Annotated in this window: 25 protein-coding genes; 12 read left to right on the top strand and 13 right to left on the bottom strand. The window is 64.7% G+C overall.

The window, feature by feature from the left end:
* Positions 1–291 precede the first annotated feature (291 nt).
* Positions 292–1,209 carry a hypothetical protein gene (locus AC3DET_RS13070; protein WP_488391911.1) on the top strand — a complete coding sequence of 306 codons (918 nt, stop codon included), beginning with the start codon at positions 292–294 and terminating at the stop codon, positions 1,207–1,209.
* Between the two features lie 175 nt (positions 1,210–1,384).
* On the opposite strand, the gene AC3DET_RS13065 is transcribed toward AC3DET_RS13070, so the two are convergent.
* The 9 genes from AC3DET_RS13065 to AC3DET_RS13025 form a co-directional block, all read right to left on the bottom strand.
* Complete coding sequence (locus AC3DET_RS13065; RefSeq protein WP_488391910.1) at positions 1,385–1,540, bottom strand: XAC0095 family protein; 156 nt, start codon at positions 1,538–1,540, stop codon at positions 1,385–1,387.
* 312 nt (positions 1,541–1,852) lie between these two features.
* Complete coding sequence (locus AC3DET_RS13060; protein ID WP_488391909.1) at positions 1,853–2,428, bottom strand: hypothetical protein; 576 nt, start codon at positions 2,426–2,428, stop codon at positions 1,853–1,855.
* Positions 2,425–3,129: a hypothetical protein gene (locus AC3DET_RS13055; protein ID WP_488391908.1), complete on the bottom strand. Its 705-nt coding sequence runs from the start codon at positions 3,127–3,129 to the stop codon at positions 2,425–2,427. The genes AC3DET_RS13060 and AC3DET_RS13055 overlap by 4 nt, the downstream gene beginning before the upstream one ends.
* 122 nt (positions 3,130–3,251) lie before the next feature.
* Positions 3,252–4,043 carry a hypothetical protein gene (locus AC3DET_RS13050; protein ID WP_488391907.1) on the bottom strand — a complete coding sequence of 264 codons (792 nt, stop codon included), beginning with the start codon at positions 4,041–4,043 and terminating at the stop codon, positions 3,252–3,254.
* 13 nt (positions 4,044–4,056) lie between these two features.
* Positions 4,057–4,755, bottom strand: a complete 699-nt coding sequence (locus AC3DET_RS13045; protein ID WP_488391906.1) for a hypothetical protein — start codon at positions 4,753–4,755, stop codon at positions 4,057–4,059.
* Between the two features lie 388 nt (positions 4,756–5,143).
* Positions 5,144–5,854 (bottom strand): hypothetical protein, encoded by a 711-nt coding sequence (locus tag AC3DET_RS13040; protein WP_488392156.1) that lies wholly within the window; start codon positions 5,852–5,854, stop codon positions 5,144–5,146.
* A 46-nt stretch (positions 5,855–5,900) separates the two neighbouring features.
* Positions 5,901–6,737, bottom strand: coding sequence for a TSCPD domain-containing protein (locus tag AC3DET_RS13035; RefSeq protein WP_446538362.1), 837 nt, complete (start codon positions 6,735–6,737; stop codon positions 5,901–5,903).
* Between the two features lie 118 nt (positions 6,738–6,855).
* Positions 6,856–7,803: a hypothetical protein gene (locus AC3DET_RS13030; protein ID WP_488391905.1), complete on the bottom strand. Its 948-nt coding sequence runs from the start codon at positions 7,801–7,803 to the stop codon at positions 6,856–6,858.
* Positions 7,804–7,899: 96 nt separating this feature from the next.
* A complete protein-coding gene (locus AC3DET_RS13025; protein WP_337731717.1) occupies positions 7,900–10,050 on the bottom strand; it encodes an adenosylcobalamin-dependent ribonucleoside-diphosphate reductase in 2,151 nt (716 codons plus the stop codon).
* A 554-nt stretch (positions 10,051–10,604) separates the two neighbouring features.
* Here AC3DET_RS13025 and AC3DET_RS13020 point away from each other — a divergent pair.
* From AC3DET_RS13020 to AC3DET_RS12990, 7 genes are all read left to right on the top strand, one after another.
* The gene (locus AC3DET_RS13020) at positions 10,605–12,068 is read left to right on the top strand and encodes a Do family serine endopeptidase (protein WP_488392155.1); all 1,464 of its coding nucleotides are present in this window, start codon (positions 10,605–10,607) and stop codon (positions 12,066–12,068) included.
* Positions 12,069–12,158: 90 nt separating this feature from the next.
* Complete coding sequence (locus tag AC3DET_RS13015) at positions 12,159–12,524, top strand: hypothetical protein (protein WP_192202439.1); 366 nt, start codon at positions 12,159–12,161, stop codon at positions 12,522–12,524.
* Positions 12,525–12,533: 9 nt separating this feature from the next.
* Positions 12,534–13,040 carry a phage holin family protein gene (locus AC3DET_RS13010; RefSeq protein ID WP_488391904.1) on the top strand — a complete coding sequence of 169 codons (507 nt, stop codon included), beginning with the start codon at positions 12,534–12,536 and terminating at the stop codon, positions 13,038–13,040.
* Entirely contained in the window at positions 13,040–13,468 is a 429-nt protein-coding gene (locus tag AC3DET_RS13005; RefSeq protein WP_488391903.1) for a protein sip-5, read from the top strand. Before AC3DET_RS13010 ends, AC3DET_RS13005 begins: the two co-directional genes overlap by 1 nt.
* A gap of 202 nt (positions 13,469–13,670) precedes the next feature.
* A complete protein-coding gene (locus AC3DET_RS13000; RefSeq protein ID WP_488391902.1) occupies positions 13,671–14,765 on the top strand; it encodes an AI-2E family transporter in 1,095 nt (364 codons plus the stop codon).
* A gap of 111 nt (positions 14,766–14,876) precedes the next feature.
* Positions 14,877–15,617: an HAD family hydrolase gene (locus AC3DET_RS12995; protein WP_488391901.1), complete on the top strand. Its 741-nt coding sequence runs from the start codon at positions 14,877–14,879 to the stop codon at positions 15,615–15,617.
* Positions 15,614–16,984 carry a leucyl aminopeptidase family protein gene (locus AC3DET_RS12990; protein ID WP_488391900.1) on the top strand — a complete coding sequence of 457 codons (1,371 nt, stop codon included), beginning with the start codon at positions 15,614–15,616 and terminating at the stop codon, positions 16,982–16,984. The genes AC3DET_RS12995 and AC3DET_RS12990 overlap by 4 nt, the downstream gene beginning before the upstream one ends.
* 174 nt (positions 16,985–17,158) lie before the next feature.
* Here AC3DET_RS12990 and AC3DET_RS12985 read toward each other — a convergent pair whose 3' ends face one another.
* The 4 genes from AC3DET_RS12985 to AC3DET_RS12970 all read right to left on the bottom strand — a co-directional run bounded on the left by AC3DET_RS12985 (position 17,159) and on the right by AC3DET_RS12970 (position 20,806).
* Positions 17,159–17,761: a response regulator transcription factor gene (locus AC3DET_RS12985; protein ID WP_488391899.1), complete on the bottom strand. Its 603-nt coding sequence runs from the start codon at positions 17,759–17,761 to the stop codon at positions 17,159–17,161.
* 147 nt (positions 17,762–17,908) lie between these two features.
* Positions 17,909–19,099 carry a sensor histidine kinase gene (locus AC3DET_RS12980; RefSeq protein WP_488391898.1) on the bottom strand — a complete coding sequence of 397 codons (1,191 nt, stop codon included), beginning with the start codon at positions 19,097–19,099 and terminating at the stop codon, positions 17,909–17,911.
* Between the two features lie 28 nt (positions 19,100–19,127).
* Positions 19,128–19,886, bottom strand: a complete 759-nt coding sequence (locus AC3DET_RS12975; RefSeq protein ID WP_488391897.1) for an ABC transporter permease — start codon at positions 19,884–19,886, stop codon at positions 19,128–19,130.
* On the bottom strand, positions 19,886–20,806 hold the full coding sequence (locus AC3DET_RS12970) for an ABC transporter ATP-binding protein (RefSeq protein ID WP_488391896.1): 921 nt from the start codon (positions 20,804–20,806) through the stop codon (positions 19,886–19,888). Before AC3DET_RS12970 ends, AC3DET_RS12975 begins: the two co-directional genes overlap by 1 nt.
* Before the next feature lie 233 nt (positions 20,807–21,039).
* Here AC3DET_RS12970 and AC3DET_RS12965 point away from each other — a divergent pair, with 233 nt between their 5' ends.
* From AC3DET_RS12965 to AC3DET_RS12950, 4 genes are all read left to right on the top strand, one after another.
* The gene (locus tag AC3DET_RS12965) at positions 21,040–22,281 is read left to right on the top strand and encodes an efflux RND transporter periplasmic adaptor subunit (RefSeq protein ID WP_488391895.1); all 1,242 of its coding nucleotides are present in this window, start codon (positions 21,040–21,042) and stop codon (positions 22,279–22,281) included.
* Between the two features lie 513 nt (positions 22,282–22,794).
* Complete coding sequence (locus tag AC3DET_RS12960) at positions 22,795–23,484, top strand: ABC transporter ATP-binding protein (protein ID WP_337731727.1); 690 nt, start codon at positions 22,795–22,797, stop codon at positions 23,482–23,484.
* An 11-nt stretch (positions 23,485–23,495) separates the two neighbouring features.
* Entirely contained in the window at positions 23,496–24,656 is a 1,161-nt protein-coding gene (locus tag AC3DET_RS12955; protein WP_337731728.1) for an ABC transporter permease, read from the top strand.
* 12 nt (positions 24,657–24,668) lie between these two features.
* A complete protein-coding gene (locus AC3DET_RS12950; protein WP_337731729.1) occupies positions 24,669–25,982 on the top strand; it encodes an ABC transporter permease in 1,314 nt (437 codons plus the stop codon).
* Positions 25,983–26,017 lie beyond the last annotated feature (35 nt).

The following is a 26,017-nucleotide window of genomic DNA, read 5'->3' as shown; positions in this document are numbered from 1 at the left end:
TAGGCTTTGGCCCGCCTTCAGGTCGCCTAGCTTGCAGGGAGGTGGGCTGAAGCACGCCCTATGAGCTGTCCCGAAGCGGAATTAGCACAAGATCAGGACGCCTTGCGCTCTCAACTGGGGAGATTAGGTTAATACGTTTACTTTTATATTCTTGCTCAGTTGTTTTCCAGATGACCTGCACCCCAATGACCGCTCGTTGGCATGTTTGCGATTGCCTTGCTCCAAGGGGCAATGCGACGCCGGGTTAACACCCGCTGCAACTTCATTAGCGCCCAAGACGAGGAAGTTTTTATGAAGAAGCACCTCTCTATAACCGCCACCAATGACTTCGCAAAGATGGTCGTTAGCGATCTTAAGCTCCCGTATGTCGTCGTGGATAAGAAGACACCATTTGACGAATCGCTCTCAAAAAATGGCCCATCCCCTGACTCAGACGTCCCCGAAGCTACAAAAATCATAGCTGCGTCGAACAAGGACAAGTGGCTAAGTAAGCTAGAAAAGGAAGTAGATGAGGATACCGAGATAGCAAGCAATCTCGCCGCTCTCTCCGCCCAGCTTGAAGAGTACGCTCACATCATTCGTTCAGCTCGGGACGAAGCTCTTAAATCTGGGATCCCTTGGGAAGGCCCCACGGACCAAGAGCTTTCCGCATTTTCATCGCGAGGCGACTGGGATGCGGCAGCCCACTGCTCTTGGATCAAGGTAGTGCTGAAGAAGGCACCCTCGATCTCCATTGATTCGCCTCTTACCCTAATCAAGGACGTTAAAGTGGAGGTATCCGCAACTGGTGAAGCCTGGGTAAAGCACTGGTATCCGAAATGCGTGAGGCGCTGCCCAAAGCCATTGCACAAGCTGTGCTGCAAATGGAAGTCGTCATCGAAGTGGACAAAGGTGGGCAGCTTAACCGTTAGCGGCCTTGATCTCGCGGCAGATGCACGCATCAGTTTCGGCATCGAAGGATCAACTTCTGTTGTTGGTAGACCACTCTTCGATAGACTTCGTCTTGACTATCCGATCCTTCGGGAGATTCAGCTGGAAGAGATAGTCAACTGGGTACTTCGAAAGAACGACCAGAAATTCTCTGTACTTGAGCGCGAAGACATCGAAATAGAGATTGAGTTTGTAGGAAAGACCTATACGCCTGAGCAGTTGGATCTTCCGAAGACTAACGGCGGAATTACAATGGTCGCTCAATTGCGACCACTCTGAACTGTTCAGTCTGACTGCGCGATGGCCGCCCCTCTAGTGCGGCCATCACGTTCTCGTCGCTCTAACAACGCCGACCGTCTGAGACGCGGAACATTTCGACTGCGTGCATCCTAAGTCTTCTATGTTCGGAGTGGCCGCTTTCGCTGCACTTTCACCCGGTCACATGACGCCTGCGTCAGGTGGTCACGGCGGCGACGAGGTTGTCGGGGTGTTGGTGTTCGGGGGTGCTGAGCTGGGCCAGCAGGTGCAGGTGGTCGCGCAGGGCCTGCAGTTCGGCGTGGGCTTCGGGGGGCAGGTGGTAGCCGGGGTCGGTGAGCGTTCCGTGCTTCATGGCGGTGTCCTTCCGCGTGCGGGGTGCAAGGCGTGCCTGCGGGCGCGGCGTGCGCCCGCAGGGTGTCGGGAGGTTCGAAGCCGAGTACAGACGGCCGGGCGTATTTCCCCTAAGGGTGTTCTATTCCGCCACCCTCCCGACGTAGAACGGACTGCGTCGGAAGTGCCCTATGTCTTGGGCATAAAAAACCCACCAAGTTGTCGTAGGTGGGTACCGCTGTACTTCGGAGATTCGACGCTCCTTGGAGGCAAGTTTGCGTCGGGGATGGCGGGGTGTCTATTTACATTTGCGAACCGCGTATCAGCAAACGCGCTAAATTGTGGCGGGGAGTTTCGCAAGAACGTCATCGGCCCAAGCCCTACAGCGGGCACGACGCCTCTCCTCAGGCCGCGAGCACGATGCAACTTCTGGTCCGCTGAACTTGCTCATGAGCGCCCGGCTGGACGTATGCCATGCACGAATCACTTGCACGCCGTCAGCCTCAAGCACGGAGCCGAGAAGCCGCGCTTTAACGCCACATAGGATCAACATGCTGCAGTCGCCAACCTCCTGCTGAATGCGACGCACATTGCTATCAGCAAGAATCAACGCATTGGGCGCCTCAGACATGCGATCACCCAATGATCTTGCAATCGGTAGGTCGTAGGCATTCGTGAGCGTGTAGTCGTAAACCTCAACAGAGGGGAAGATCTCAGGCCTCTTTGAATGGAGGACCATCAAGGCTTCCCTCAAGTTGACTCCCGTTGCACCAGACAAAGGACGCCCTTCATCAAGTTCGCGCTTCCCGGGCACACTAAAAACAAAAGCAACAGGAAGGAACCCACGATAGTAATGTGGCCGATTCGGCTTCTGACGATCAGCCCCCAGCAAATCCAGCCTCTTCTTCAACCTTCGACCAAATTCTGGGGAAACGAGGAAGCTGCACGCTCGTCGGCGAATATCACTAGACCTATTCTCCAGGCACCTTCGTCTGAAAAGTTCGAGCATACCGTTCTGCTCGTGTAGGTTCGCCTGAGCAATCGCCTCCGATCGCTCTTCACAAATTCGGATGCTAGGTCATTGATTCTCGCGGTCAGGATATCCAGCTTCTCTCGGGCCTCTTTCTTTTCGATGAAAAGCTGATTCTTCTGTTTGTAGTCTGCGGTTGCGAAGAAAACGAATGCGCAGAACTGATACGACGAATTCTTGTTGGCTGTAAGCGTGCGCGTCAGTCGCTCAAAGTCGCCCCTGAACAACGCCGTGTTCATGACCCTCACACCATTCTTTACCTCAATCGCGACCCTTGGTCGTTCATCGGCCCAGTAGTGGACCAAGTCATACCGGCCTTTCATCCGATCCCGCTTACTGGGCTTCCCGCAACGGATTGCACCAGCCTCCTGTCGGCATGCGGATACGGGCACTTCCAGATGGGTCGCACCCTTGCATTTTGACAAAGCCTCAAAGATGCCCGCAGTCAAGAAATGTTCACTGGCATCACTGAGGCGGCAACCTCCGGTTGCGTGATCGAATACTCTTGCTGAGCGGAGAGCACCGGCAAAAATCTGCTTGACGATCTTTCTCGCTGCATCCCTTCCTACCGTGCTTCCCATTAGCTAGCTCTCCTTCAGTAAGATCCATTCTTTGAAGGGTCAAGGCGCAAGCTCATATCGACTAATGCGCGATGCGTTCGCCCTTAAGCTCTTCCCAATACAGGCAACGGAGTTGCGCTGGATTAGTGCTCCACCGGCCACGGCGGCAAGCCCACCTCACGCACCTTCATCACGCCCTGCCTGACGATCTCGTAGGCCTCTTGCACGGGAATGCCCTTGAGGCAGCGCACTTGGCCGTCCGTGATGCGGTAGGTGTCGGCACGCTCCTTCCACCAAGGCAGCATTCGATCCCACACTTCCTGCGTTACTACCTCACGCCGGGCGATGGGCTCAGCGAACGTCAGTGGTTTCGCGCGATGGGATAGCGCCTTGTCGACGCCCCTGCGGTCCACTTCGCCGCAGGCCGCCCACTGACCTTCGCCAGTGCGGTGCATGGGAACGCCCTGGTACTTGTGCAGCCAGTTGCCGTCATCGGTGACGGCGACGAACAGCAAGGCATGCGGGGTGTTGGCGAAGGCGGGGAAGCCGTAGTGATCGGCCACCTGGAACGTGACCTCGGTGTTCGCCGTCGTGCGCGCCACGGGCTGCACGACGCGATAACGGGCGCGGTAGAGGTCGTCCATGAAGATGCAGCCCGGCGTGCCGGTGCGCTTGCGCTCTTCCTCGCAGGGATTGGCCATGGGCTCCATGGAGATCAGCTCTCCCACGAAGACCATGGTCTCGACGGTCCGCTCATCGGCAGGGTTGGCGACAGCCGGCAGAGCCGCGCCGAACACCGCGAGCATGCCGATGAGCACGCCCGCATTGCATGGCTTAAGTATCAGGCTCCGCCGTAGCACTTCAGAAATTCGATGAGTCATGGCTTTCCTTCGCATGGTGGACCCGTCCAGAGCGATGGGTATCGCTTCGCTCAACCCATCCTACGTGCTAGATCTTCGTCTCCCGCATGACTCTTGCCGCCTCCATTGCCCTCTCAAGCTCATCCATCGCAAGCTTGGTGCCTCCTAGAAGAAGCTTGAAGCCGAGGCTAAACTTCTCTCTGCACTCGTCATCAGCAAAAGTTGGCTCCAGCACCTCGCCAGTAACAACATCGTACCGAGTCCCTGGAGAGTCTTCAGCCGCCTCATTCGCTGCTACTCGACGCAGATGCTTGCTAACCCCAAGCAACTGAGCCAATGAATCGCCCAGCGCATTTGGCAGCACGCCCAGTCGGCCCCTACTCTCCACCGTTTCGGGAAACGAAAAGCCGTTTAGCTTTTGAGAAATGTACTCCCTCGCCTGACGTCTAGAGGAGAACGCATCGAAACTTCCCTCGGCACTCAAGACATGATGAACGGTTGCGGCGATTAGACTCATCGCCTGTAATTCCGGAGATAGGTAGTGCAAAAGAATTCTCCCCTCATTGAACTCTTTTGATCGCTTCTCATCATGCGAACTTCGCACCAGCTTGTTTGCCTGGTAGCCAATGAAGCCAAGGGCGACTGCGCTTGACGCAGCGATGACAACATTCAAACCTTCGAAGAGATTTCCCTTCTCCAAAGTCGAATCACCAAAGACAAGCCAGCCCAAGTAGCCCCCCATCAGAAAGCAGGCTAAACCACTAAGAAATGCCTGACTGTTTGTCATCTATGCCTCGCTTCGCCTCTGGACGAGCAAGATTAGGAGTGCGGCAGGCGGTGAGACGGAACTTCGAGTCCTGCATGTAGCTCAACCCCATCCAACGGGCTCTGATGGGTATCGCTTCGCTCAACCCATCCTACGATCTACCTTTTCTCGTTACCTTGCAGCCCTTTTAACGTCTCAAAGTAGCGTCGATGAGTCTTTCTTAGATGCTCCTCATTGGGGGCCTGGAGCAGAACCACCTCATGTACGGACTCGCTACCCAACAACGAAATCTCTAGCTCTAGCTTCGATGCGGAAGCTTCCTCGCGCTGACCATCCTCGTAAGAGATCATTGAGATGAGCTTCGCAGCAGTTCTATCGTACTGAATCAGAAATATCATTAGCTGCCGCCTCAGTACTTTCCTGAAAAAAGAGCTCTGATTGCCCTCAGTTGATTCCTCTCAAGCTCGCTCAGTCGCTTACCTTCTACAACGAGTTCTTTTGTCCTTCCTCGCACGGATCGCTGCGCGGTAACAACGCGCTTGTAGTGCCTAGTCATCTCAAGCTCAGCTGTGACTTCCGATAGCTTGCCAAGAAAGCGCAAGGCGTCTTCATCGCCCGATCCATACTTGATGGAATGCCCGAGCCCGTCCGCCAGCTTTTCGGAGATCTCCGCCCAAGCGTGCTGAAGTCCCGTTCTAATCTGAATCTCTACTGGCCTGCCAAATTTTTTGGCAACTATGTGTACTGCCCTGTACCCATTGGTCGGCGACTTACGCTTGTCGTCTATCTCTATATCGGAGTCAGAAAGGAAGACCATCATGTTCTCCACAAGATGATCTTGATCTGCGAGATCGCGCACCAAGACCCGGCAACCCGCAATATCTTGGATTTGATTGAGGCGAATCGTCTCGCGCTTTAGTTTTTCAACAATAGCAACGGTGGACTTAAAGGGCCGGCCCGTGATCGACAGGCCCATCTTGTTTACCAGCGTATCCTCTACGTGCTTGTAGGCGTCGACATACAAGGCTCTAAAGACTTCCAGACTTCTTAAGCAGTCCGCATCTACTTCATCAGCCTTCAGCTTCTGACCGATCCGATCAATCTGACTATTCGACAGCACCAAGCAGCATCCCTCGGGAGATGGTGAACATTCTTCCTAGCTGTGATCACCCGCACTTCGAATACCCACAATTCAAACACGTCGCGCACCCGTCCATGATGACGAGGGCCTTGGTGCTGCACTTGTGGCAGAGGGTCGCAGAGGGCGGGAAGCTGGCGCCATCGCCGGTGACGGCGATGTCTTCCGAAGAACCGGGCATGACGGCAGAAGCGCCCTCATCCGCCCTTCGGGCACCTTCTCCCGCCGGGGCGGGAGAAGGAACAACGCTCACGTCAGAGTTTTTTTTTGCGCGATCTTCGTACTGCTTGCGCTTCTCGGCCAGGATGGCGCGCTGGTGCGCGCTCATTTCCGGGTCGTGGATCAGGCCGATCGACTTCATGTGCTCTTCCACGATGGCGCCCAGCTCGGCCACCAGCGACGGCATGTACACGCCACCGGCCTTGAAGTAGCCGCCGCGCGGATCGAACACGGCCTTCATCTCGTCCACCAGGAACGTCACGTCGCCACCCTTGCGGAACACCGCCGACATGATGCGCGTCAGCGCGACGATCCACTGGAAGTGCTCCATGGACTTGCTGTTGACGAAGATCTCGAACGGACGGCGCAGCTCGTGCTCCGTGCCGGCGTTCAACACGATGTCGTTGATGGTCACGTACATGGCGTGCTCCACCAGCGGCGACTTGATCTTGTAGGTGCTGCCGATGAGGACTTCCGGGCGCTCGATGCGCTCGTGCATCTGGATGATGTTGTCCTGCGGCACTTCCTTTTCCACCGTCTCGCGCGGCACCGACGCCGTGGGAATCAGCGCAGCGGCTTCGCGCGCCTTGTCTTCCGGGGTGAGCACGCTGTAGCCCTTGATTTTCTTGTCGATCTTGACGGCCATGACGGTGGAATCCTGTTCGTGTTCTGAAAGTTGTCATCGATGGGCGGGGCCTGGCCTTCCGGGCCGGCGACCGCCCCAACCCTCCCCCGGACCCGGGGGAGGAGGGGTGCATCAGGTCTTACTTACGGGCCGCTTTTTTTGCTGCTTTCTTTGCGGCTTTCTTCGGGGCTGCCTTGCGCACGGCCTTCTTGGCCGCTTTCTTCGGAGCGGCCTTCTTCGCCGCCTTCTTCACGGGCGCCTTGCGGGCGACCTTCTTTGCTGCTTTCTTCACCGACTTCTTGGCTACGGCCTTCTTGGCCGTAGCCTTCCTGGCGACCTTCTTCACGGCCTTCTTGGCAGCCGTCTTCCTGGTGGCTTTCTTCGCGGCCTTCTTCGCCGTCTTCTTGGCGGCCTTCTTGCCGGTCACCTTCTTCTGCAGGCTGGCGGCTTCGGCCTTGGCGGCGGAACTGGCGGCGGCCAGCTTCTTCTTCGCCTTGGCGACGGTCTTCTTCACCGCCTTGGTGGCCTTGTCGGTGCGCTTGGCCACGGCCTTCTTCGCCTTGGCGATGTCGGCGGTGACCGTCTTGCGCGCCTTCTTGGCCGCCTTCTTCGCCTTGGCGACCGTTTCGCTGGCGGTGGTGGCCACCGCTTCGCCGATGCCTGCCACTGTTTCCTTCACGCTTTCGGCCGCGCCGGAAAGCGTCGCCGTGACACCATTGCCGTTGCTCATGTTGCCCTCCTTGTGGGCGAGGTTCGTGACGCTGCCGATGCTATACCCGATTGCGCGGGGTGAAACGGTGAAGCCGATGAATCGAAGCCTGCCGTGATGCGCCCCTTCCCTCGCGTGCGGGGGAAGGGTGGGATGGGGGCGCGTTTCGCGAAGAGCAAAAGCAGCTCGCTGCGCTCGCTCCCCCTCACCTGCCCTCCGGGCATCCTCTCCCCGCAGGCGGGGAGAGGGGTACAGCCGATCTCCTTCTTTTCCTTCTCCCCGCAAGCGGGGAGGAGTTCCCTCTTTCCTTCTCCCCGCAAGCGGGGAGAAGGTGCCGAAGGCGGATGAGGGGCCGCTTTTCGCGAAGAGCAACAGCAACTCGCTGCGCTCGCTCCCCCTCACCTGCCCCCGTATCAAGTACGGGGCAGGCTCTTCGGGCATCCTCTCCCCGCAGGCGGGGAGAGGGGTAGAGCGTCAGAACTTGCCGTAATACCCTTCCTTCAACGCATCGAACAGATTGGCGGCGGTGTGCATCTCGCCGTCGTACTCGATCTGCTCGTTGCCCTTCACCTCGACCACGTTGCCGTCTTCCAGCTCGAAGCGGTAGGTGGTGTTCTCCAGGTCGGCTTCCTTCACCAGCACGCCCTGGAAGGCGGCCGGGTTGAAGCGGAACGTGGTGCAGCCCTTCAGGCCCTGCTGGTGGGCGTAACGGTAGATGTCCTTGAACTGCTCGTACGGGTAGTCCGTGGGCACGTTGGCGGTCTTGGAGATGGAGCTGTCCACCCACTTCTGCGCGGCGGCCTGCACGTCCACGTGCTCCTTCGGGCTGATGTCGTCGGCGGCGATGAAGTACTCCGGCAACTTCGCATCGGCGTCGTCCGAGAACGGCATGGCCTTCGGGTTGACCAGTTCGCGGTAGGCCAGCAGCTCGTACGACCAGACGTCGACCTTTTCCTTCGACTTCTTGCCTTCGCGGATCACGTTGCGGCTGTAGTGATGCGCGAACGAGGGCTCGATGCCGTTGCTGGCGTTGTTGGCCAGCGACAGGCTGATGGTGCCGGTGGGAGCGATGGAGCTGTGGTGGGTGAAGCGGCTGCCCACTTCGGCCAGTTCGTCCACCAGCTCCGGGGCCACGCTGGCCACGCGCTGCATGTAGCGGCTGTACTTGGCGTGCAGCACCTTGCCGGGGATCTCCTGGCCGACCTTCCAGCCGTCCTTCGCCATTTCCGGGCGCTGGCGCAGCATGGCGGCGGTGACGGTGAACAGTTCGTCCATGATGGGCGCGGCGCCCTTTTCCTTCGCCAGCGCCAGGCCCATTTCCCAGCCGGCCACGGCCATCTCGCGGGCGATGGCTTCGGTGAACTCGCAGGACGCCGGGCTGCCGTACTTGTGCTTGAGCATGGTCAGGGTGCTGCCCAGGCCCAGGAAGCCCATGCCGTGGCGGCGCTTGCGCAGGATCTCGGCGCGCTGCTGTTCCAGCGGCAGGCCGTTCACTTCGACCACGTTGTCGAGCATGCGGGTGAACACGCGCACGACTTCCTTGTATTCCTCCCAGTCGAAGCTGGCCTGGTCGGTGAACGGGTTGCGCACGAAGGTGGTCAGGTTGACCGAGCCCAGCAGGCAGGCGCCGTAGGGCGGCAGGGGCTGCTCGCCGCACGGGTTGGTGGCGCGGATGGTCTCGCACCACCAGTTGTTGTTCATCTCGTTGACGCGGTCGATCAGGATGAAACCCGGCTCGGCGTAGTCGTACGTGGACACCATGATCATGTCCCACAGGTGCCGCGCGCGGATGTGGCCGTAGATCTTGCAGGCCACCAGGCCGTCGTCGCGGACGATGTAGTTCTTGTGGGTGGGCCACTCGCGCCAGACCACCTGGGCGGCGTCCTCGACGTCGATGTCGCCCTTCTCCTTGATGTTCACCGGGAACACCAGCGGCCAGTCGGCGTCGGTGTCCACGGCTTCCATGAAGCCGTCGGTGATCAGCAGCGACAGGTTGAACTGACGCAGGCGGCCGTCTTCGCGCTTGGCGCGAATGAAGTCCTTGACGTCGGGGTGGGAGATTTCGAATGTGCCCATCTGCGCGCCGCGGCGGCCGCCGGCGCTGGAGACGGTGAAGCACATCTTGTCGTAGATATCCATGAAGGACATCGGGCCGGAGGTGTAGGCGCCGGCACCGGCGACGAAGGCGCCCTTCGGGCGCAGGGTGCTGAACTCGTAGCCGATGCCGCAGCCGGCCTTGAGGGTCAGGCCGGCTTCGTGGACCTTGTCCAGAATGCCGTCCATGGAGTCCTCAATGGTGCCGGACACGGTGCAGTTGATGGTGCTGGTGGCCGGCTTGTGCTGCTGGGCGCCGGCATTGGAGGTGATGCGGCCGGCGGGAATGGCCCCGCGGCGCAGCGCCCACACGAAGCGCTCGTACCAGTAGGCGCGCTTTTCCGGGGTGCCTTCGGCGTCGGCCAGAGCACGGGCCACGCGCTGGTAGGTGCCATCGATGTCGGCGTCCAGGGCGTCGCCCTGCTTCGTCTTCAGCCGGTACTTCTTGTCCCAGATGTCCTGGGATGCTGGTTGCATGGGAATCAGGGCAGGCTGTTCCGTCTTGATCGCCTCGAGGCGCACCGTACTCATGGTTATGTTGTTCTCCTAAAAACGACTGGAACGTGTGTTGGCTGTGGCGGGTGGGCGGTGGGCCCACCCCCGCGATTCACTGCGGGATGTTCATGGCGGACCCGGACGACGGGGACGGCGCCGCGGGCAGCCGCACAGGATGCGCCGCCCGGGTTGCCGGATTGTGGAAGTGGGACCTGCCATCGCCATGGTGCCCACTGCTTCCCTCGCCCTCATGCGCCAATCCCCAAAGGCGCCCGATTTCCCAAGCGCAAAGCCCGAAAAAACACCAGTGCTTGGGTCCGCTTCGTGCTGGACCGCAACATCTTGTGTCCGCGCGAAGCCGTCAAACTACGCCCGGGGGTGACCCCTGTCAACCGGATTGACATGACAATTGCATGGCATCCACCCCACCGTCCGTCATCACGCGCCGGGGCCGGATCAGGGGCCGCGGAGGCCGGACTTCATTGCAGGTTTAGGGGTCCGTCAGCAGACTCATTCAGGTTGAACGGGCGCCCTTCCGGCCCCACTCCCTTCCCGACGCAACGACCTGCCGACCGACCATGAAGAAAGCGCTGCGCCCGTTTCCCACCATGCTGGCCCTGACCGCCGCCGCCGCGTTCGGCGGTTTCGCCGCCACCGGCCTGAACGATCTGCTGCAGAAGCCGGCCCAGGCGGCCCCTGTCGCCGCAGCCGCCGTCCCGGCCGCCGCCGCCCTGCCCGCCACCGCGGACGGCCAGGCGCTGCCTTCGCTGGCCCCCATGCTCAAGCGGGTCACCCCGGCGGTGGTCAGCGTGTACAGCCGGCAGACCGTCCGGGTGGCCAGCCCGCTGGGGCCGTTCGGCGATGATCCGGTGTTCCGCCGCCTGTTCGGCATCCCCGACATGCCGCGCGAGCGCGTGGAGCGCGCACTGGGCTCGGGCGTGATCGTCGATGCCACCCGGGGCTACGTGCTGACCAACCACCATGTGGTGGAGAACGCCGACGGCGTGTCGGTCACGCTGAGCGATGGCCGCCAGGTGGAGGCCGAGTTCATCGGTTCGGACCCGGATACCGACATCGCGCTGATCCGCATCCCCACCCAGGGCCTCACCGCCGTGCCGATGGCCGACAGCGACCAGCTGCAGGTGGGCGACTTCGTGGTGGCGATGGGCAACCCCTACGGCCTGGGCCAGACGGTGACGTCGGGCATCGTGTCGGCGGTGGGCCGCAGCGGCATCCCGGTGGCCGGCTACCAGAACTTCATCCAGACCGATGCCTCGATCAACCCGGGCAACTCGGGCGGCGCATTGGTCGACTTGCAGGGCCGGCTGGTGGGCATCAACACCGCCAGCTTCAATCCACGCGGCAGCATGGCCGGCAACATCGGCCTGGGCTTCGCCATCCCGATCAACATGGCGCGCGGGATCATGGACCAGTTGATCGCCAACAACGGCGTGGTGCGCCGGGGCACGTTCGGGGTGGAATCGCAGGACGTGGACGAACGCGTCGCCCGCGGGCTCGGCCTGGAGGCCCCGCGTGGCGCCCTGCTCACGCGCGTGTATGCGGGCTCGGCTGGCGCCGCGGCAGGTCTGCAACCCGGCGACGTGGTGGTGGCCGCCAACGGCCAGCGCATCGACAACCGCGCCGCCCTGCACAACTTCGAAGGCCTGCAGCCGGTGGGCGCACGCGTGGCATTGGAAGTGCGCCGCGACGGCAAGCCGCTGCAACTCAACGTGGCGCTGAAGGAAGGCGTGCGCAGTGCGGAAGGCGCCAGCCTCGATGCACGCCTGACCGGCGCCACGCTGAAGGAACTGGACGAATCGGCACGCCAGATACTGCGCAGCCAGGGCGCCAACGGTGGCGTGCAGGTCAGCAACGTGGTGCGCAACAGCCGCGCCTGGAACAGCGGCCTGCGCGCGGGCGACATCATCGTGGCCGGCAGCAGTGGCGAGTTCGGCGACCTGCCGGGTTTCCGCGCCAGCTTCGAACGCAAACCCGAGCAGCTGGTGCTGCAGATCCTGCGTGGACGCGGCACCGGCCGCCTGCTGATGCAGTGACCGGCGATCACGGTGGACGGGCATAACAGCCCGTTCACCGCCGTGCATTAGAGTGGCCCCATCCCCCGCCCACAGGAGCCGACCATGACCATGCCCACCAACACCGATGCGCTGAAGTCCAACCTGGGCGAAGCCGGTTCGCATCTCGCGTCCGCCGCCGCCGCTGCCGGCGAAGCGATCAAGGGCGCCGCGAGTGCCGCCGGCGATGAACTCCGCCTGGGCAAGGCCAACGTGAAGGCGGAACTGGCCGACACCGCGCTGTCCGGCATCGCGGCCGCCGAAGCCGGCGGGGGTGCTGCGCGCGAACAGGTGGACGCGCTGATGGACAAGGGCCGCGACCTGATCGACAGCGCCGCGGACCTGATCCGCGAACGCCCACTGGCTTCGTTCGGCGTGGCCTTCGCGGCCGGCTGGATCATCGCCAAGCTGGCGCGCAGCGGCGGCGGCGACAAGTAAGCCCACCGCGTGAGCGACGCGCCCCGCGAATCCGGCGATGCCGGCACGTCCGGCGATGTTCCGCCGCCGGATTTCGCCGACAGCCTGAAGCAGGTCGGCGCCGCCGGCCGCGCGGCCTATGGCTCGGCCAAGGGCACCGGCCGTGCACTGCGCGGGCTGGTATCGGCGGATTTCGCGCTGGCGCGCAGCGCGTTCGGGCGCGCACTGGCGTGGGCATGCGTGGCCATCGTGTTCGGCGCCTCGGCCTGGCTGCTGGTGACCGGCGCACTGATCGCACTGATGCAGCGCCTGGGGTTCTCCTGGCTGCAGTCGCTGTCGCTGACCGCCTTCATCAGTCTGGCCATGACCGCGTTCGCGGCGTGGAAGGTGGGTCGCTACTTCGACTACACCGGCATGCATGCCACCCGTCGCCAATTGGCGAAGCTGGGGCTGTTCGATGAGGACGAGGTGGTCGACGACGATCCCCCGCCCGGTACCGCGCATGATCCGCGCGCGGCCGACCACGGGGGCGCGTGATGCGCTTCGAACAGTTGCTGCAGCACGTGCAGCGCGCGGAACAGCGCGTCGAACTGCGCGCCACGCACACGCAGTTGCAATGGATCACGCTGAAGCAGGCATGGCGCGCAGGCTGGACGCCGGGGCGCATCGTCATCGCGGGCGTGGTGAGCGGCTTCCTGGTGGGGCGTGCCGAACCGCTGCGCACGCTGACCGGTGCGCGCTGGATGCAGATGTTCACCGCCGTCTCCAGTTTCCTGGCCACCGCGCAGGCGGCCGCCGCCGCCGAGACCGCCGAGCAGGCCGCCGACACGGCGCAGGATGCGCAGGAGCAGGCCGAGGGCCTGGCCGACGACGAACCGATGGTGGACGAGGCGTTCGACGAGGATGAGATCGTGGTGACCGCGCCGCGCCCGGCTGAAGCAGCCACGGAACTCTCCGAGCGCTGAGGCGCCTGCACGTTTGCGGGCGTTTGCAGGAGCGACGTGAGTCGCGACCGCACGAATCAAGCCTTCCTTGCACCGAACTTCGCCGGAAAAGGCAGCGGCCTGTCCGAAGCCTCCCCGACCTCTGCCTCTTCCGGTCGCGACTCACGTCGCTCCTACAGGGTTCACTGCACAATCGCGCATCCACCCTGGCGGCCGACTGCCCATGAGTACACCCGCTCCAACCGACGCACCTGCCGCCCCCACTCCTCCCCCGCCGCGCCCCCGCGCCTCCACGCCGATGCTGGTGCTGGCCACGCTGGCCGTGGGCTACACGCTATGGGCCGCGCAGGATGTGTTGCTGCCCGTGCTGCTGGCCATGTTCTTCGCGCTGGTGGGCAATCCGATCATCCGCGTGCTGCGCCGGTTGTACGTGCCGCGCTTCCTGGGCGCGCTGGTCGTGCTGCTGGGCGGCATGGCCGCGACCGGACTGCTGGCGCACAAGATGCTGCCTTCGGCGATGGAATGGGCACAGCAGGCGCCGCGCGAGATGCGCCAGCTCGCGCCCAAGCTGCGCGAACTGACCAAGCCGGTGCAGGACGCCAACAAGGCGGCGGAGAACTTCGCCCGGGCCGCTGGCGGACAGACCGGCAAGCAGCCGCAGGTGGTGCACACCGCACCCCAGGACGAGCCCTACCGGAAACTGCTGGCAACGCCGCGTTTCCTCGCATCGCTGCTGGCGGTGGTGCTGCTGACGTTCTTCTTCATGGTCTACGGCGAGAACCTGCAGCGCAACGCGATTGCGCTGTTGCCGGGGCGGCAGCAGAAGAAATTCACGGTGGACATCCTGCACTCGATCGAGCGCGAGGTATCGCGCTACGTGCTGACCATCAGCATCATCAACACCGTGGTGGGGCTGGTGTTCGCCGGGGTGCTCTACCTGCTGGGGCTGCCCTTGGCCGAGGCGCTGCTGTGGGGCACGATGGCGGCGCTGTTGAACTTCGCGCCGTACGTGGGCCCGCTGATCGGGATCGTGGCGATGCTGCTGGTGGGGTTCATCAGTTTCGAGGAGCCGTTCCAGTCGATGCTGCCGGCGGCGGCCTACCTGGTGCTGCACACGATCGAGGGCCAGATCATCACGCCGATCATCCTGGGCCGGAGGATGGCGCTGTCGCCGCTGGTGCTGATCCTGGCGCTGATGCTGTTCGGCTGGCTGTGGGGGATCATCGGGCTGTTGCTGGCGGTGCCGCTGCTGGTGTGCGTGAAGCTGGTGCTGGCGCGGGTGGAAGGGATGGAAGGCTGGGCGCGGCTGCTGGAGTGATCGCGGTGCCTTCGAGGCCTTGAACCCCTCTCCCGCAGGGAGAGGGGCTCAGTCCGGGCTTGAACCGCATCGGGTGAAGGTGGGTGCGGAACCGCGTGTAAAATCGCCCCGATGAGCTTCCCCGTCCGCGCCATCACCCTCGACCTCGACGACACCCTCTGGCCGTTCGCCCCCATCGGCGCCCGGATCGAACGCGTGCTCGACGACTGGCTGCGCGAACACAGCCCCGCCACTGCCGCCATGTTCCCCGTCGAACGCATGCGTGCCGTGCGCGAAGAAGTCTTCGCCGCCCATCCGCAGCACAAGCACGACCTCAGCCTCCTGCGCCGGATGACGCTGGAGCGCGCCCTGCGCGAGAGCGGCGCCGACATGGCCCTGCTGGAACCGGCCTACGAGACCTTCTATGCCGCGCGCAACCAGGTGGAGTACTACCCCGACAGCCTGGATGCGTTGCAGCGCATCGCCGCCCGCCTCCCGGTCGCGGCCGTGACCAACGGCAATGCGGACCTGCAGCGGATCGGCCTGGACCACCTGTTCGTACACAAGATCCACTCGCGCGAGCACGGCGCCGCCAAGCCCGAGGCCAGCATCTTCCACGCTGCATGCGACCTGCTCGGCGTACCGCCCGCCGAGGTGCTGCATGTCGGCGACCATATCGAGATGGATGTCGTCGGTGCCGTGCGCGCCGGGCTGCGCAGTTGCTGGATCAACCGGCCGGAAGACCACGACGGCCGCCCCCAGTCCTGGCCCCACGAGGCGCTGCGCCCCGACCTGGAATTCGACACCCTTGCCGCGTTGGCCGACTGGCTGGACGCCCACCCTTCTTTCGCCACGGAACACGCCGCCGCATGAGCGCTGCCCTCGCCTACACCGATTCTTCCGCCAGTGCCCGTCCGCTGCATGTACTGGAACGCGCGCAGCTGGTCGCGTGGCGTACGACCCAATCGGCGGCGGTCAACGCCTGGATCGATGCGCAGAACTTCACCGCATCGCCCGGCGCGCTGCTGGCGTTGCCTGGCGAACAGGGCCTGGCCGGCGCCGTGATGGGCATCGGCGACGCGCTCGATCCGTATGCCTACGCGCATGCGCCGTTCGGCCTGCCGGCGGGCGACTGGGAGATCGCAGGCGAGTTGCCCGCCGATGCGCGCACCGCGCTGCAGCTCGGCTGGGGCCTGGGCAGCTACAAGTTCGACCGCTACAAACAGCCGGCGCGCAAGCCGGCGCGCCTGGTACTGCCGCAGGCCGATGCCGAAGCGCTCGACCTGCTGGCCGCCAGCGTGCAGGTGCGCGACCTGGTCAACACGCCCACCGAGCACATGGGCCCGGACGATCTGGAAGCCGTCGTCCGCGCACTGGCGGACGTGCATGGTGCCGACGTCGACGTGATCGCGGGCGACGCACTGCTGGCGCAGAACTTCCCCGCCATCCACGCGGTGGGCCGCGCCTCGCACCGCGCGCCGCGCCTGATCGCGCTGCGCTGGGGCGACGCATCGCGGCCGCACGTGGCGCTGGTGGGCAAGGGCGTGTGCTTCGACACCGGCGGCCTGGACATCAAGCCCGCCGACGGCATGCGCCACATGAAGAAGGACATGGGCGGCGCGGCGCATGCCATCGCGCTGGCGCAGCTGGTGATGGCGCGCAGGCTGCCGGTGCGGCTGACGCTGCTGGTGCCGGCGGTGGAGAACAGCATCGGCCCCAACGCGTTCCGTCCCGGCGAAGTGATCGCCACGCGCAAGGGCGTCAGCGTCGAGATCGACAACACCGATGCCGAAGGCCGCGTGATCCTGTGCGATGCGCTGACCTATGCCGGCGAGCAGTCGCCCGACCTGCTGCTGGATTTCGCCACCCTGACCGGTGCCGCACGCATCGCACTGGGACCGGACCTGCCCGCGCTGTTCGCCAACGACGACGCCGTGGCCAATGACTGGATCGCCGCCGGCGAGCGCATGCGCGACCCGGTATGGCGCATGCCGTTGTGGCGTCCGTACCTGCGCTACCTGACCAGCGGCATCGCCGACCTGGCCAATGCCGGCTCGCGCATGGCCGGCGCGGTCACCGCCGCGCTGTACCTGGAGCGCTTCGTGCCGGACGGAATGAAGTGGGCGCACCTGGACGTGTACGCATGGAACGACAGCGACCGCGCCGGTCGCCCCGCCGGTGGCGAAGCGCTCGCGCTGCGCAGCGCATACGCGATGCTGAAGGCGCGCTACGGCGGTTGACGTCGCCCCCGCTGTAGGAGCGACGTAAGTCGCGACCGCACGCTGTCAGCGCTCCCGTTCTTCCGCATTGCCGCGTAGCGTCACGAAGCGCTTCGTGTCTGCCGGATAGGAGCGTGTGGATTCCCGGGTCTGCGGTCGCGACTTACGTCGCTCCTACAGAAGGCACTTCATTTCCTACAACCACCCCCGCTGCCGCGCCATCCGATAGGCCTCGATGCGGTTGGCGACACCGAGCTTGCCGATGGCTTCGGACAGGTAGTTGCGCACGGTGCCCTGGGAGAGATTGAGCTGCTTTGCGATGTCGCCGGCCGATTGCCCCTCGCCTGCCAGCCGCAATACCTGGCGTTCGCGGTCGTTGAGCGGATCGGCATCGGACCATGCCTCGAGCGCGAGTTGGGGATCGATGGCACGGCCGCCGCGGTGCACCTTGCGCAGCGCCTCCGCGAGATCCTCGGCCGGCGCATCCTTCAGCAGGTAACCCGAAACGCCCGCGTCCAGCGCGCGCCGCAGGAAGCCGCCGCGCGCGAACGTGGTGACGATGACCACCTTGCACGCAAGCCCGTGCCGCTGGATGCGCTGCGCCAGTTCCAACCCGCTCAGGCCCGGCATTTCGATGTCGGTGACCAGCAGGTCGGGTTCGAGCCGCTGCAGGTCTCGCCATGCGGTCTCGCCATCCGCCGCGCTGCCCACCACGTCGATGTCGCTCTCCATGCCCAGCAGGGCGGTGAGTGCGCCACGCACCATGGCCTGGTCTTCAGCTAGGAGCACGCGGATCATCGGGAGGCCGGCAAGGAAAAGTCGGACGACACGCTAGCAAATCAATCAAGGGAAGTGGGCCGGTTTCTGTAGGAGCGACGTAAGTCGCGACCGCAAGAGGAAGACCCCAGTGAGCATTGGCGCGCGTGCCGGCCGTGCGGTTGCGACTTACGTCGCTCCTACAGGGGTTTTCGTGGGGGCTGCCACGGCGTCATCGCTCGACGGGAGCGGCAACATGATCTCCACGCACGTCCCCTGCCGCAGCGTGGAGTCGATGCGCAGGCGCCCGCCGCGCGACTCGACGCGCTCGCGCATGCCGCTCAGGCCGTTTCCGGGCACGGCGGCGCTGCCGACGCCGTTGTCGCGGATGCGCAGTTGCACGTGCCCGTCGCTGCAGGCCAGGGTGACCTCGGCGATCGTGGCGCGCGCGTGACGCTGGATGTTGGTCACCGCCTCGCGCAGGCTCAGCGCAAGCACCGTCTCCAGATCGGCCGGCAACGCCACGTCCTGCGCTTCGTAGCGCAGGGTGACGCCGTCGGACTCGAGCAGCAGGCGGGCGGAGGCGAGTTCGGCCGCCAGCCCCGCCGCCCGGATGCCGGTCACCGCGCGGCGTACCTGCGCCAGCGCGTCGCGGGCGACGCGGCTGACTTCGTTGATCTCGTTGCGGGCGGCCTGCGGGTCGCGGTCGACCAGCCGGCCGGCCAGGTCCGACTTCAGTGCCACCAGCGACAGCGTGTGCCCGAGCAGGTCGTGCAGGTCGCGGCCGATGCGCTCGCGCTCGGCCAGCGCGGCGAGCCGACGCACTTCCTCGTGCGACAGTTTCAGCTCGGCACGCTTGCGCACCGTCTCGGCCTGGAAGTAGTTGCCCGTGAACACCGCCACCGACACGATCGCGGTCACGGCCGGCACGAACACCGGGAACCCCAGCCAGACCGCCATGCCGCAGTAAGCGATGATCAGCAGGGCGAAGACTTCGAGCCGGATCCACATCGATCCCGGCATCAGCGCCACGAAGGCCGCCGCGTAGATGACGTAGGTGTTGGAGAACGCGTTGAACGGCATCAGTCCGTAGCCCAGCGCCGCGATGCCCAGCGTGCACAGCACGCGCGCCAGCGCGCTGCCGCGATAGGCCAGGAAGTACATCGGCAGGAACACGGCGATGGATGCCAGCGTCGGCCAGAGGTACCAGCGCACGCCCTCGCCCCAGTCGGCGTTGGACGGCACCAGCACCGGGACGAACAGGAACACCAGGTAGCCCAGCAGGAAGATGGGCATCCAGCCCAGGCCCAGCGCTTCGGGTACCAGGCGGTCGCGCAGGCGCGTCAGCGTGGACAGCAGGGGCGACGAAAGATGCTTCATGGACGACTCCTTGCGCCGGTGCTCCGGCTCACTGCACCAGGCGGCGGCGGGCCAGTACGAAGAACACGGCGGTGATGGCGGCCAGCACGGCCACGTGCAGCCCCAGCGGACGCCCCGTGCCCACGCCGACGGCCTGTTGCGCGATGTGCGCCAGATGATACGCCGGCCATACCGGCGCGGTGGTCTGCAGCACCGGCGGCAGCATCGTCAGCGGCACCCACAGGCCCGACAGGAACGCCATGGGCAGATAGATGAGATTGATCAGCGCGGGGGCGCCGCGTCCGCTGACCAGCGTGCCCAGCCACAGGCCCAGCGCGCTGAAGGGCAGCACGCCGACCAGGCAGGCGGTGACCCACGCGATCCACTGCGTGGCCGACAACTGCACGCCGGCCACGCCCGCCGCGAGCACGGCCAGCAGCGACAGGATGATCGCGGCGAACAGCAGGGCCATCGCCATCTTCGCCACCAGATAGGCGCCCGGCGGCATCGGCTGCGCGCGCTTGAGTGTCAGCAGGCCCTGTTCGCGATCCATCGCGACGGTCACGCCGAAGCCGAACAGCGCCACACCGATCACGCCGAACACGCCGTAGCCCGCCAGCATGTACTGCGCGGCGACCGGGCCGCCCTTCCCCCCCAGCAGCACGCCGAACAGCAGGTAGAACACCGGCGGGAACAGCAGGCATGGCAGCGAGAACGACGGCGTGCGCAGCAGGCGCAGGAATTCATAGCGCGCTTCGAGCAGATAGGCGCGTGTGGAAGAGAATGGCGGGGCAACGAGGGTGCTCATCAGGCGGATTCCTTCTGGGTGGCATCGCGGGTGAGGGCGAGGAAGGCGTCCGCCAGGCCGGCGCGTTGCACTTCCAGGTCGGACAGGGTGGCGTCTTCGGCCAGCAGGCGGCGCACGATGGGCTCGGCGAATTCGGCCACGATCTCCAGCCGCTCGCCGTCGCATTGCGCAAGTTGCACGCCCGGCCACTCCTGCACGTGCGCGGCCGACAGCGAACTGCTGCAGCGGATGCGACGCTGGGACACGCGCGCGCGGATCTGCGCCACGGTGCCCTCGGCCACTGCGCGGCCGTGGTTCACCACCACCACGCGATCGGCCAGCGCTTCGGCTTCTTCCAGGTAATGCGTGGTCAGCAGTACCGCGCAGCCCTGCGCGCTGAGTTCGCGGATCGCCTTCCAAAGCGTCTGCCGCGCATCGATGTCCAGCCCCGTGGTGGGCTCGTCGAGGAACAGCAGTGCCGGCCGGCCGCATACCGCCAGCGCGAACTGCACGCGGCGCTGCTGGCCGCCCGACAATTGCCCGTAGCGGCGCTCCATCAGACCATCCAGTCCGGCCAGCGCCACGCAGTCGGCCACGCTGCGGGGCTGCGGGTAATAGCTGCGCGTCAGGTCGATCAGTTCGCGCACCTTGAGGGTGTCGGGCACCGCCGCGCTCTGCAGCATCACGCCCACGCGGCGGCGTGCTTCCAGCGCCTGCGGCGGCAGGCCGAACAGGTCGGCACTCCCCGCATCCGCGCGCTGCAGGCCCAGCAGCAGGCTGATCGCGGTGGTCTTGCCCGCGCCGTTGGGACCGAGCAATGCCAGCACCTGGCCTGAGGGCAGGCTCAGATCCAGCCCATCCAGCGCCAGGGTCTTGCCGTAGAGATGGCGGACGCCGCGCAGGCGGGCCAGGGGTGCGGAGGTGAAGCTTGCCACGTTCATGCGACGCCCTCGTCAGTAAGTGGGGGCATCGTGCCCGCATGCGGCACCCGTGATGAGTGCAGCCCCTCAGGCGAATCAGGTGACAGTTGTCACTGGGATCGCGGAGGGCGCTGCCCCAGGATGCCTCCGGTGGACGGCCCGAGCCGCTCGCCTGCGCAGGAAGTGACTTCCGGCAACTAGGCTTCCGTTACTCTTGCTGGTCACACTTCCCCGCATTCACCGTCTGGATACGCATGAACACGTCTGCCGACCTGCTGAAGGAACTCCGCATCGACCGCAAGGCGCCGCCGCCGGCCCCGCCGTCGCGCCGTGGCCTGTGGATCACGCTGGGCGTGGTTGTCGCGCTGCTGGTGCTGGCGGCCGCAGGCTGGGCGTTCTTCGGCCGGGAGAAGCCGATCGAAGTACGCACCGCGCCGACGGTCGCGCTGGGCAACGGCGGTGCGGCGGCTTCGGTGCTGGATGCTTCCGGTTATGTGGTCGCCCGGCGCATGGCCACGGTGTCGGCGAAGATCACCGGCAAGGTGCGCGAGGTGCTGATCGAGGAAGGCATGAAGGTCGAGGCGGGCCAGGTGATGGCCACGCTGGACCCGGTCGATGCCGACGCCAGCCGAGCGCTGTCGCAGGCGCAGGTCGAATCGGCGCGTTCGCAGGTGGCCAACGTGCAGGCGCAGCTGACCGATGCCGAGGCCAACGCACGCCGCCTGTCCACCCTGGTGCAGCAACAGCTGGTGGCGCGTTCGCAATACGACCAGGCGATCGCCGGGCGCGATGCCCTGCGCGCGCAGCTGCAGGCTGCGCAGCGCAACGTCACCGTCGCCAGCCGCAGCCTGACCATCTCCGACAACGGCGTGGACAACACCATCGTGCGTGCGCCGTTCGCCGGCGTGGTCATCGCCAAGGCCGCGCAGCCGGGCGAGATCGTCTCGCCGCTGGCAACGGGTGGGTTCACCCGCACCGGTATCGGCACCATCGTCGACATGGAATCGCTGGAAGTGGAAGTGGAGGTCAACGAATCCTTCATTGGCCGCGTGCAGCCGAAGATGCCGATCCAGGCCACGCTGAATGCCTACCCGGACTGGCAGATCCCCGGCGAGGTGATCGCCATCATTCCCACCGCCGACCGCAGCAAGGCCACGGTGAAGGTGCGCGTGGCGCTGAACGTCAAGGATCCCCGCATCGTGCCCGACATGGGCGTGCGCGTGAGCTTCCTGGAATCGGCCAAGCCGCAGGCAACGCAGGCACCGAAGGGCGTGCGCGCCCCGGCCGCCGCCATCAGCGAACGCGACGGCGCCCAGGTGGCGTTCGTGGTGGGCGATGAAGACACGGTGGAACAGCGCACGGTGAAGGTCGGCGGCAAGCTCGGCGACGACGTCCAGGTGACCGACGGCCTGATCGCCGGCGAAACCGTCGTCATCGACGCCCCGGCCGAACTGAAGGACGGCGCCAAGGTGAAGCTGGCCGAGGACGCCGAGTAAGGCCCCGCTGCAACGGCGCGCGTGAGGAAACCCACGCCGCGACGAATCACCGGATAGTTGCTTTCGCTTTCGCTTTTGATCTTGCTCTACCCGGACCCCTTGAGGTCCGGCAGGCACGGCAGGTCAAACCCCGCAGGGGCAGCGCACAGGACGTGCGCCGTTTCCGGATGACACAGGAAGTGTCTTCCGGAAATTCCTGCCGGGACTGCGCACCCGTCGCAACGCGACGGGCGGACCGCCGGGGGGTGTTTCTTTGGTCCTTTCTTTGCACAAGCAAAGAAAGGACGCCCCGCGGCGAGCGCGTGGAAATCGATCGTCACCCGCATTTGATTCACAACCCGCGTCAATCACGTCCAGCGAACAACCGCCAACGTGTCGAAAGCCGGCTCTCCGCTTCGTCGTACGAAAGACTTCGCACCTTCCGACCATCAGGTCAGAACCCGCCCTGATTGTCCGCAAAGATCGCAGTCCCGCACACGCCATATTCCCGAACACCACCGAAGGAAAACGCCCATGTCCTCCCTGGTCTCCCTCCGCAATCTCACCAAGACCTACCAGCGCGGCCCCGAAAAGGTCCAGGTGCTGCACGGCATCGACCTGGACATCCCGCACGGCGACTTCGTCGCCCTGATGGGCCCGTCCGGTTCCGGCAAGACCACGCTGCTCAACCTGATCGGCGGCCTGGATACACCCAGCGGCGGCGAGATCGAGATCGAGGGCCAGCGCATCGACCGCATGAACGATGCCCAGCTTGCGCAGTGGCGCAGCCACCATGTCGGCTTCGTGTTCCAGTTCTACAACCTGATGCCCACGCTGACCGCGCAGAAGAACGTCGAACTGCCGCTGCTGCTGACCAAGCTGGGTGCCAGCCAGCGCAAGCGCAACGCCGAGATCGCCCTGCAGCTGGTGGGCCTGGCCGAACGCGGCGCGCACCGGCCCAACGAACTCTCCGGCGGCCAGCAGCAGCGCGTGGCGATCGCCCGCGCCATCGTCTCCGACCCCACGTTCCTGATCTGCGACGAGCCCACCGGCGACCTGGACCGTCATTCGGCCGAGGAAATCCTCAACCTGCTGCAGATGCTCAACAAGGAACACGGCAAGACCATCATCATGGTCACCCATGACCCGAAGGCCGCCGAGTACGCCACCCACACCATCCACCTGGACAAGGGCGAGCTGGCCGATACACCGGCCGCGCACTGACGGAGGCGGTCATGAAATATTTCTCGCTGATATGGGCCGCGCTGTTCCGCAGCAAGACACGCACCGCGCTGACGCTGTTGTCGGTGGTGGCCGCGTTCCTGCTGTTCGGGCTGCTGGACTCGGTGCGGGTGGCATTCACCTCGGGCGGCGGCGTCGCCGGTGCTGATCGCCTGGTGGTGTCCTCGCGCCTGTCGCTGACGCAGATGCTGCCACTGAACCTGGAGCAGAAGATCGCTTCCACCCCCGGAGTCAAGAAAGTGGCCTACGCCGCGTGGTTCGGCGGCATCTACAAGGACCCGCGGAATTTCTTCCCCAACTTCTCCGTCAGCGACAACTACCTGTCGCTGTACCCGGAGTACGTGGTGTCCGACGCGCAGATGAAAGCGTGGCAGAACGACCGCACCGGCGCGATCGTCGGCGAGTCGCTGGCGAAGAAGTTCGGCTGGAAAGTCGGCGACACCATCCCGCTGCAGGCCACCATCTTTCCGCAGAAGGACGGCAGCAACGCGTGGCCGCTGACGCTGCGTGGCACGTTCGTCGTCGCCGACGACAAGAAGAAGGGCGAGGAAAACCAGCTGCTGTTCCACTGGAAGTATTTCGACGAAGCCAACCAGTACGTCAACGGCCAGGTCGGCTGGTACATGGTCAAGCTGGACAACGTGGACCATGCCACGCGGGTGGCGAAGGCCATCGATGCGATCTCGGAGAACTCCGACCGCGAGACCAAGTCACAGACCGAGCAGGCGTTCAACCAGTCCTTCCTCAAGCAGTTCGCCGACATCGGCTTCATCGTCACCGCCATCATGGGCGCGGTGTTCTTCACCCTGCTGCTGCTGACCGGCAACACCATGGCGCAGGCCGTGCGTGACCGCGTGCCGGAGCTGGCCATCCTGAAGACGCTGGGCTTCACCAACGGCAGCGTGCTGGCGCTGGTACTGGCCGAGTCGGTGCTGCTGGTGGTGCTGGGCGGACTGATCGGCATGGGACTGGCGGCCATCATGGTCCCGGTGCTGGCGGCGCTGACGGGCGGAGCACTGCCGATCGGCGCCATTCCTGTCGAGACATGGGTGATGGGGCTGGCGCTGATGGTGGGCATCGGCCTGGTGGTGGGGGCGTTGCCTTCACTGCGCGCGATGCGCCTGAAGATCGTCGATGCACTGGCCGGCCGCTGAGGAGAGAACGCGATGAAGAAGAATTTCTGGATCGGAAACCTGATCGCGGTGGTCTGCATCGTGCTGGGACTGGTGGCGTGGATCATGTTGCCCTGGCAGGGCGTGCTGGGCGTCGTCGTGCTGCTGGGCCTGTGGCTGGCCTTCACCCGCACCGGCCGCGTCGCACTGGCGGCGACCCGCATCGGCATCGCCAGCCTGCCGCAGCGCTGGGGCGCATCGTCGGTGATCATCGTGGGCATTGCCGGCGTGGTCGGCGTGCTGGTGGCGATGCTGGCGATGGGCGCGGGCTTCGAGGCCACGCTCAAGCAGACCGGCAACGAGACCACCGCCATCCTGCTGCGCGGCGGTTCGCAGGCGGAAACCAATTCCGTCATCACCCGCGACCAGTCGCCGCTGATCGGCAGCCTGCCCGGCATCGCCAAGGACGCGCAGGGCCGTGCGGTGGTGTCGGGCGAGCTGTCGCAGGTGGTCAACCTGCCCACCGCCAGCACCGGTGAGGACGCCAACGCGCAGTTCCGCGGCGTCAGCGATGCGGCATGGGCCATCCGGCCGAACATCAGGATCATCGAGGGCCGCAAGTTCAACGTGGGCGTGCGCGAGATCGTGGTGGGCCAGGGCGCGAAAGGGCAGTACCGCGGGCTGGATGTAGGCAAGACCATCAAGCTGGGCAACCAGGACTGGACGGTGGTGGGCGTGTTCGCCGCCGGCGATGCCTTCGACTCGGAACTGTGGACGGACATCGAAACGCTCTCGTCGGCGTACGACCGGCGTGCCTTCCAGTCCGTCACCGTGGGACTGGACGGCAAGGAGGGTTTCGCGAAGCTGAAAGCCGCCCTGGACGACGACCCGCGGCTGAAGCTGGACGTGCAGACCACGCAGGACTATTACTCCAAGCAGACCCGGCAGCTGACCACGATCATCACCTGGCTCAGCATCGTCATCGGCGCGATCATGGCGGTGGGTGCCGTGTTCGGCGCGTTGAACACGATGTACGCGGCCGTCGCCGGACGCGCACGCGAGATCGCCACCATGCGCGCGATCGGCTTCCGCGGACTGCCGGTGGTGATGGCGGTGATGCTGGAAACGATGCTGCTGGCCCTGCTGGGCGGCGTACTGGGCGGACTGATCGCCTGGGCCATCTTCAATGGCTACAGCGTGGCGACGTTGGGGTCGAACTTCAGCCAGGTGGTGTTCCAGTTCAAGGTGACGCCGGAGCTGTTGTGGAGCGGCCTGAAGTGGGCGCTGGGTATCGGCCTGGTGGGCGGCCTGTTCCCCGCGCTGCGCGCGGCACGGCTGCCGATCACGCAGGCGTTGCGCGCGATCTGACCCCGCCATGACAGGCACCGGCCTGCGCCGGTGCC

The organism is Pseudoxanthomonas sp. 97-1-1, assembly GCF_057773125.1.
This window is presented reverse-complemented; position numbering and strand designations above follow the sequence as displayed.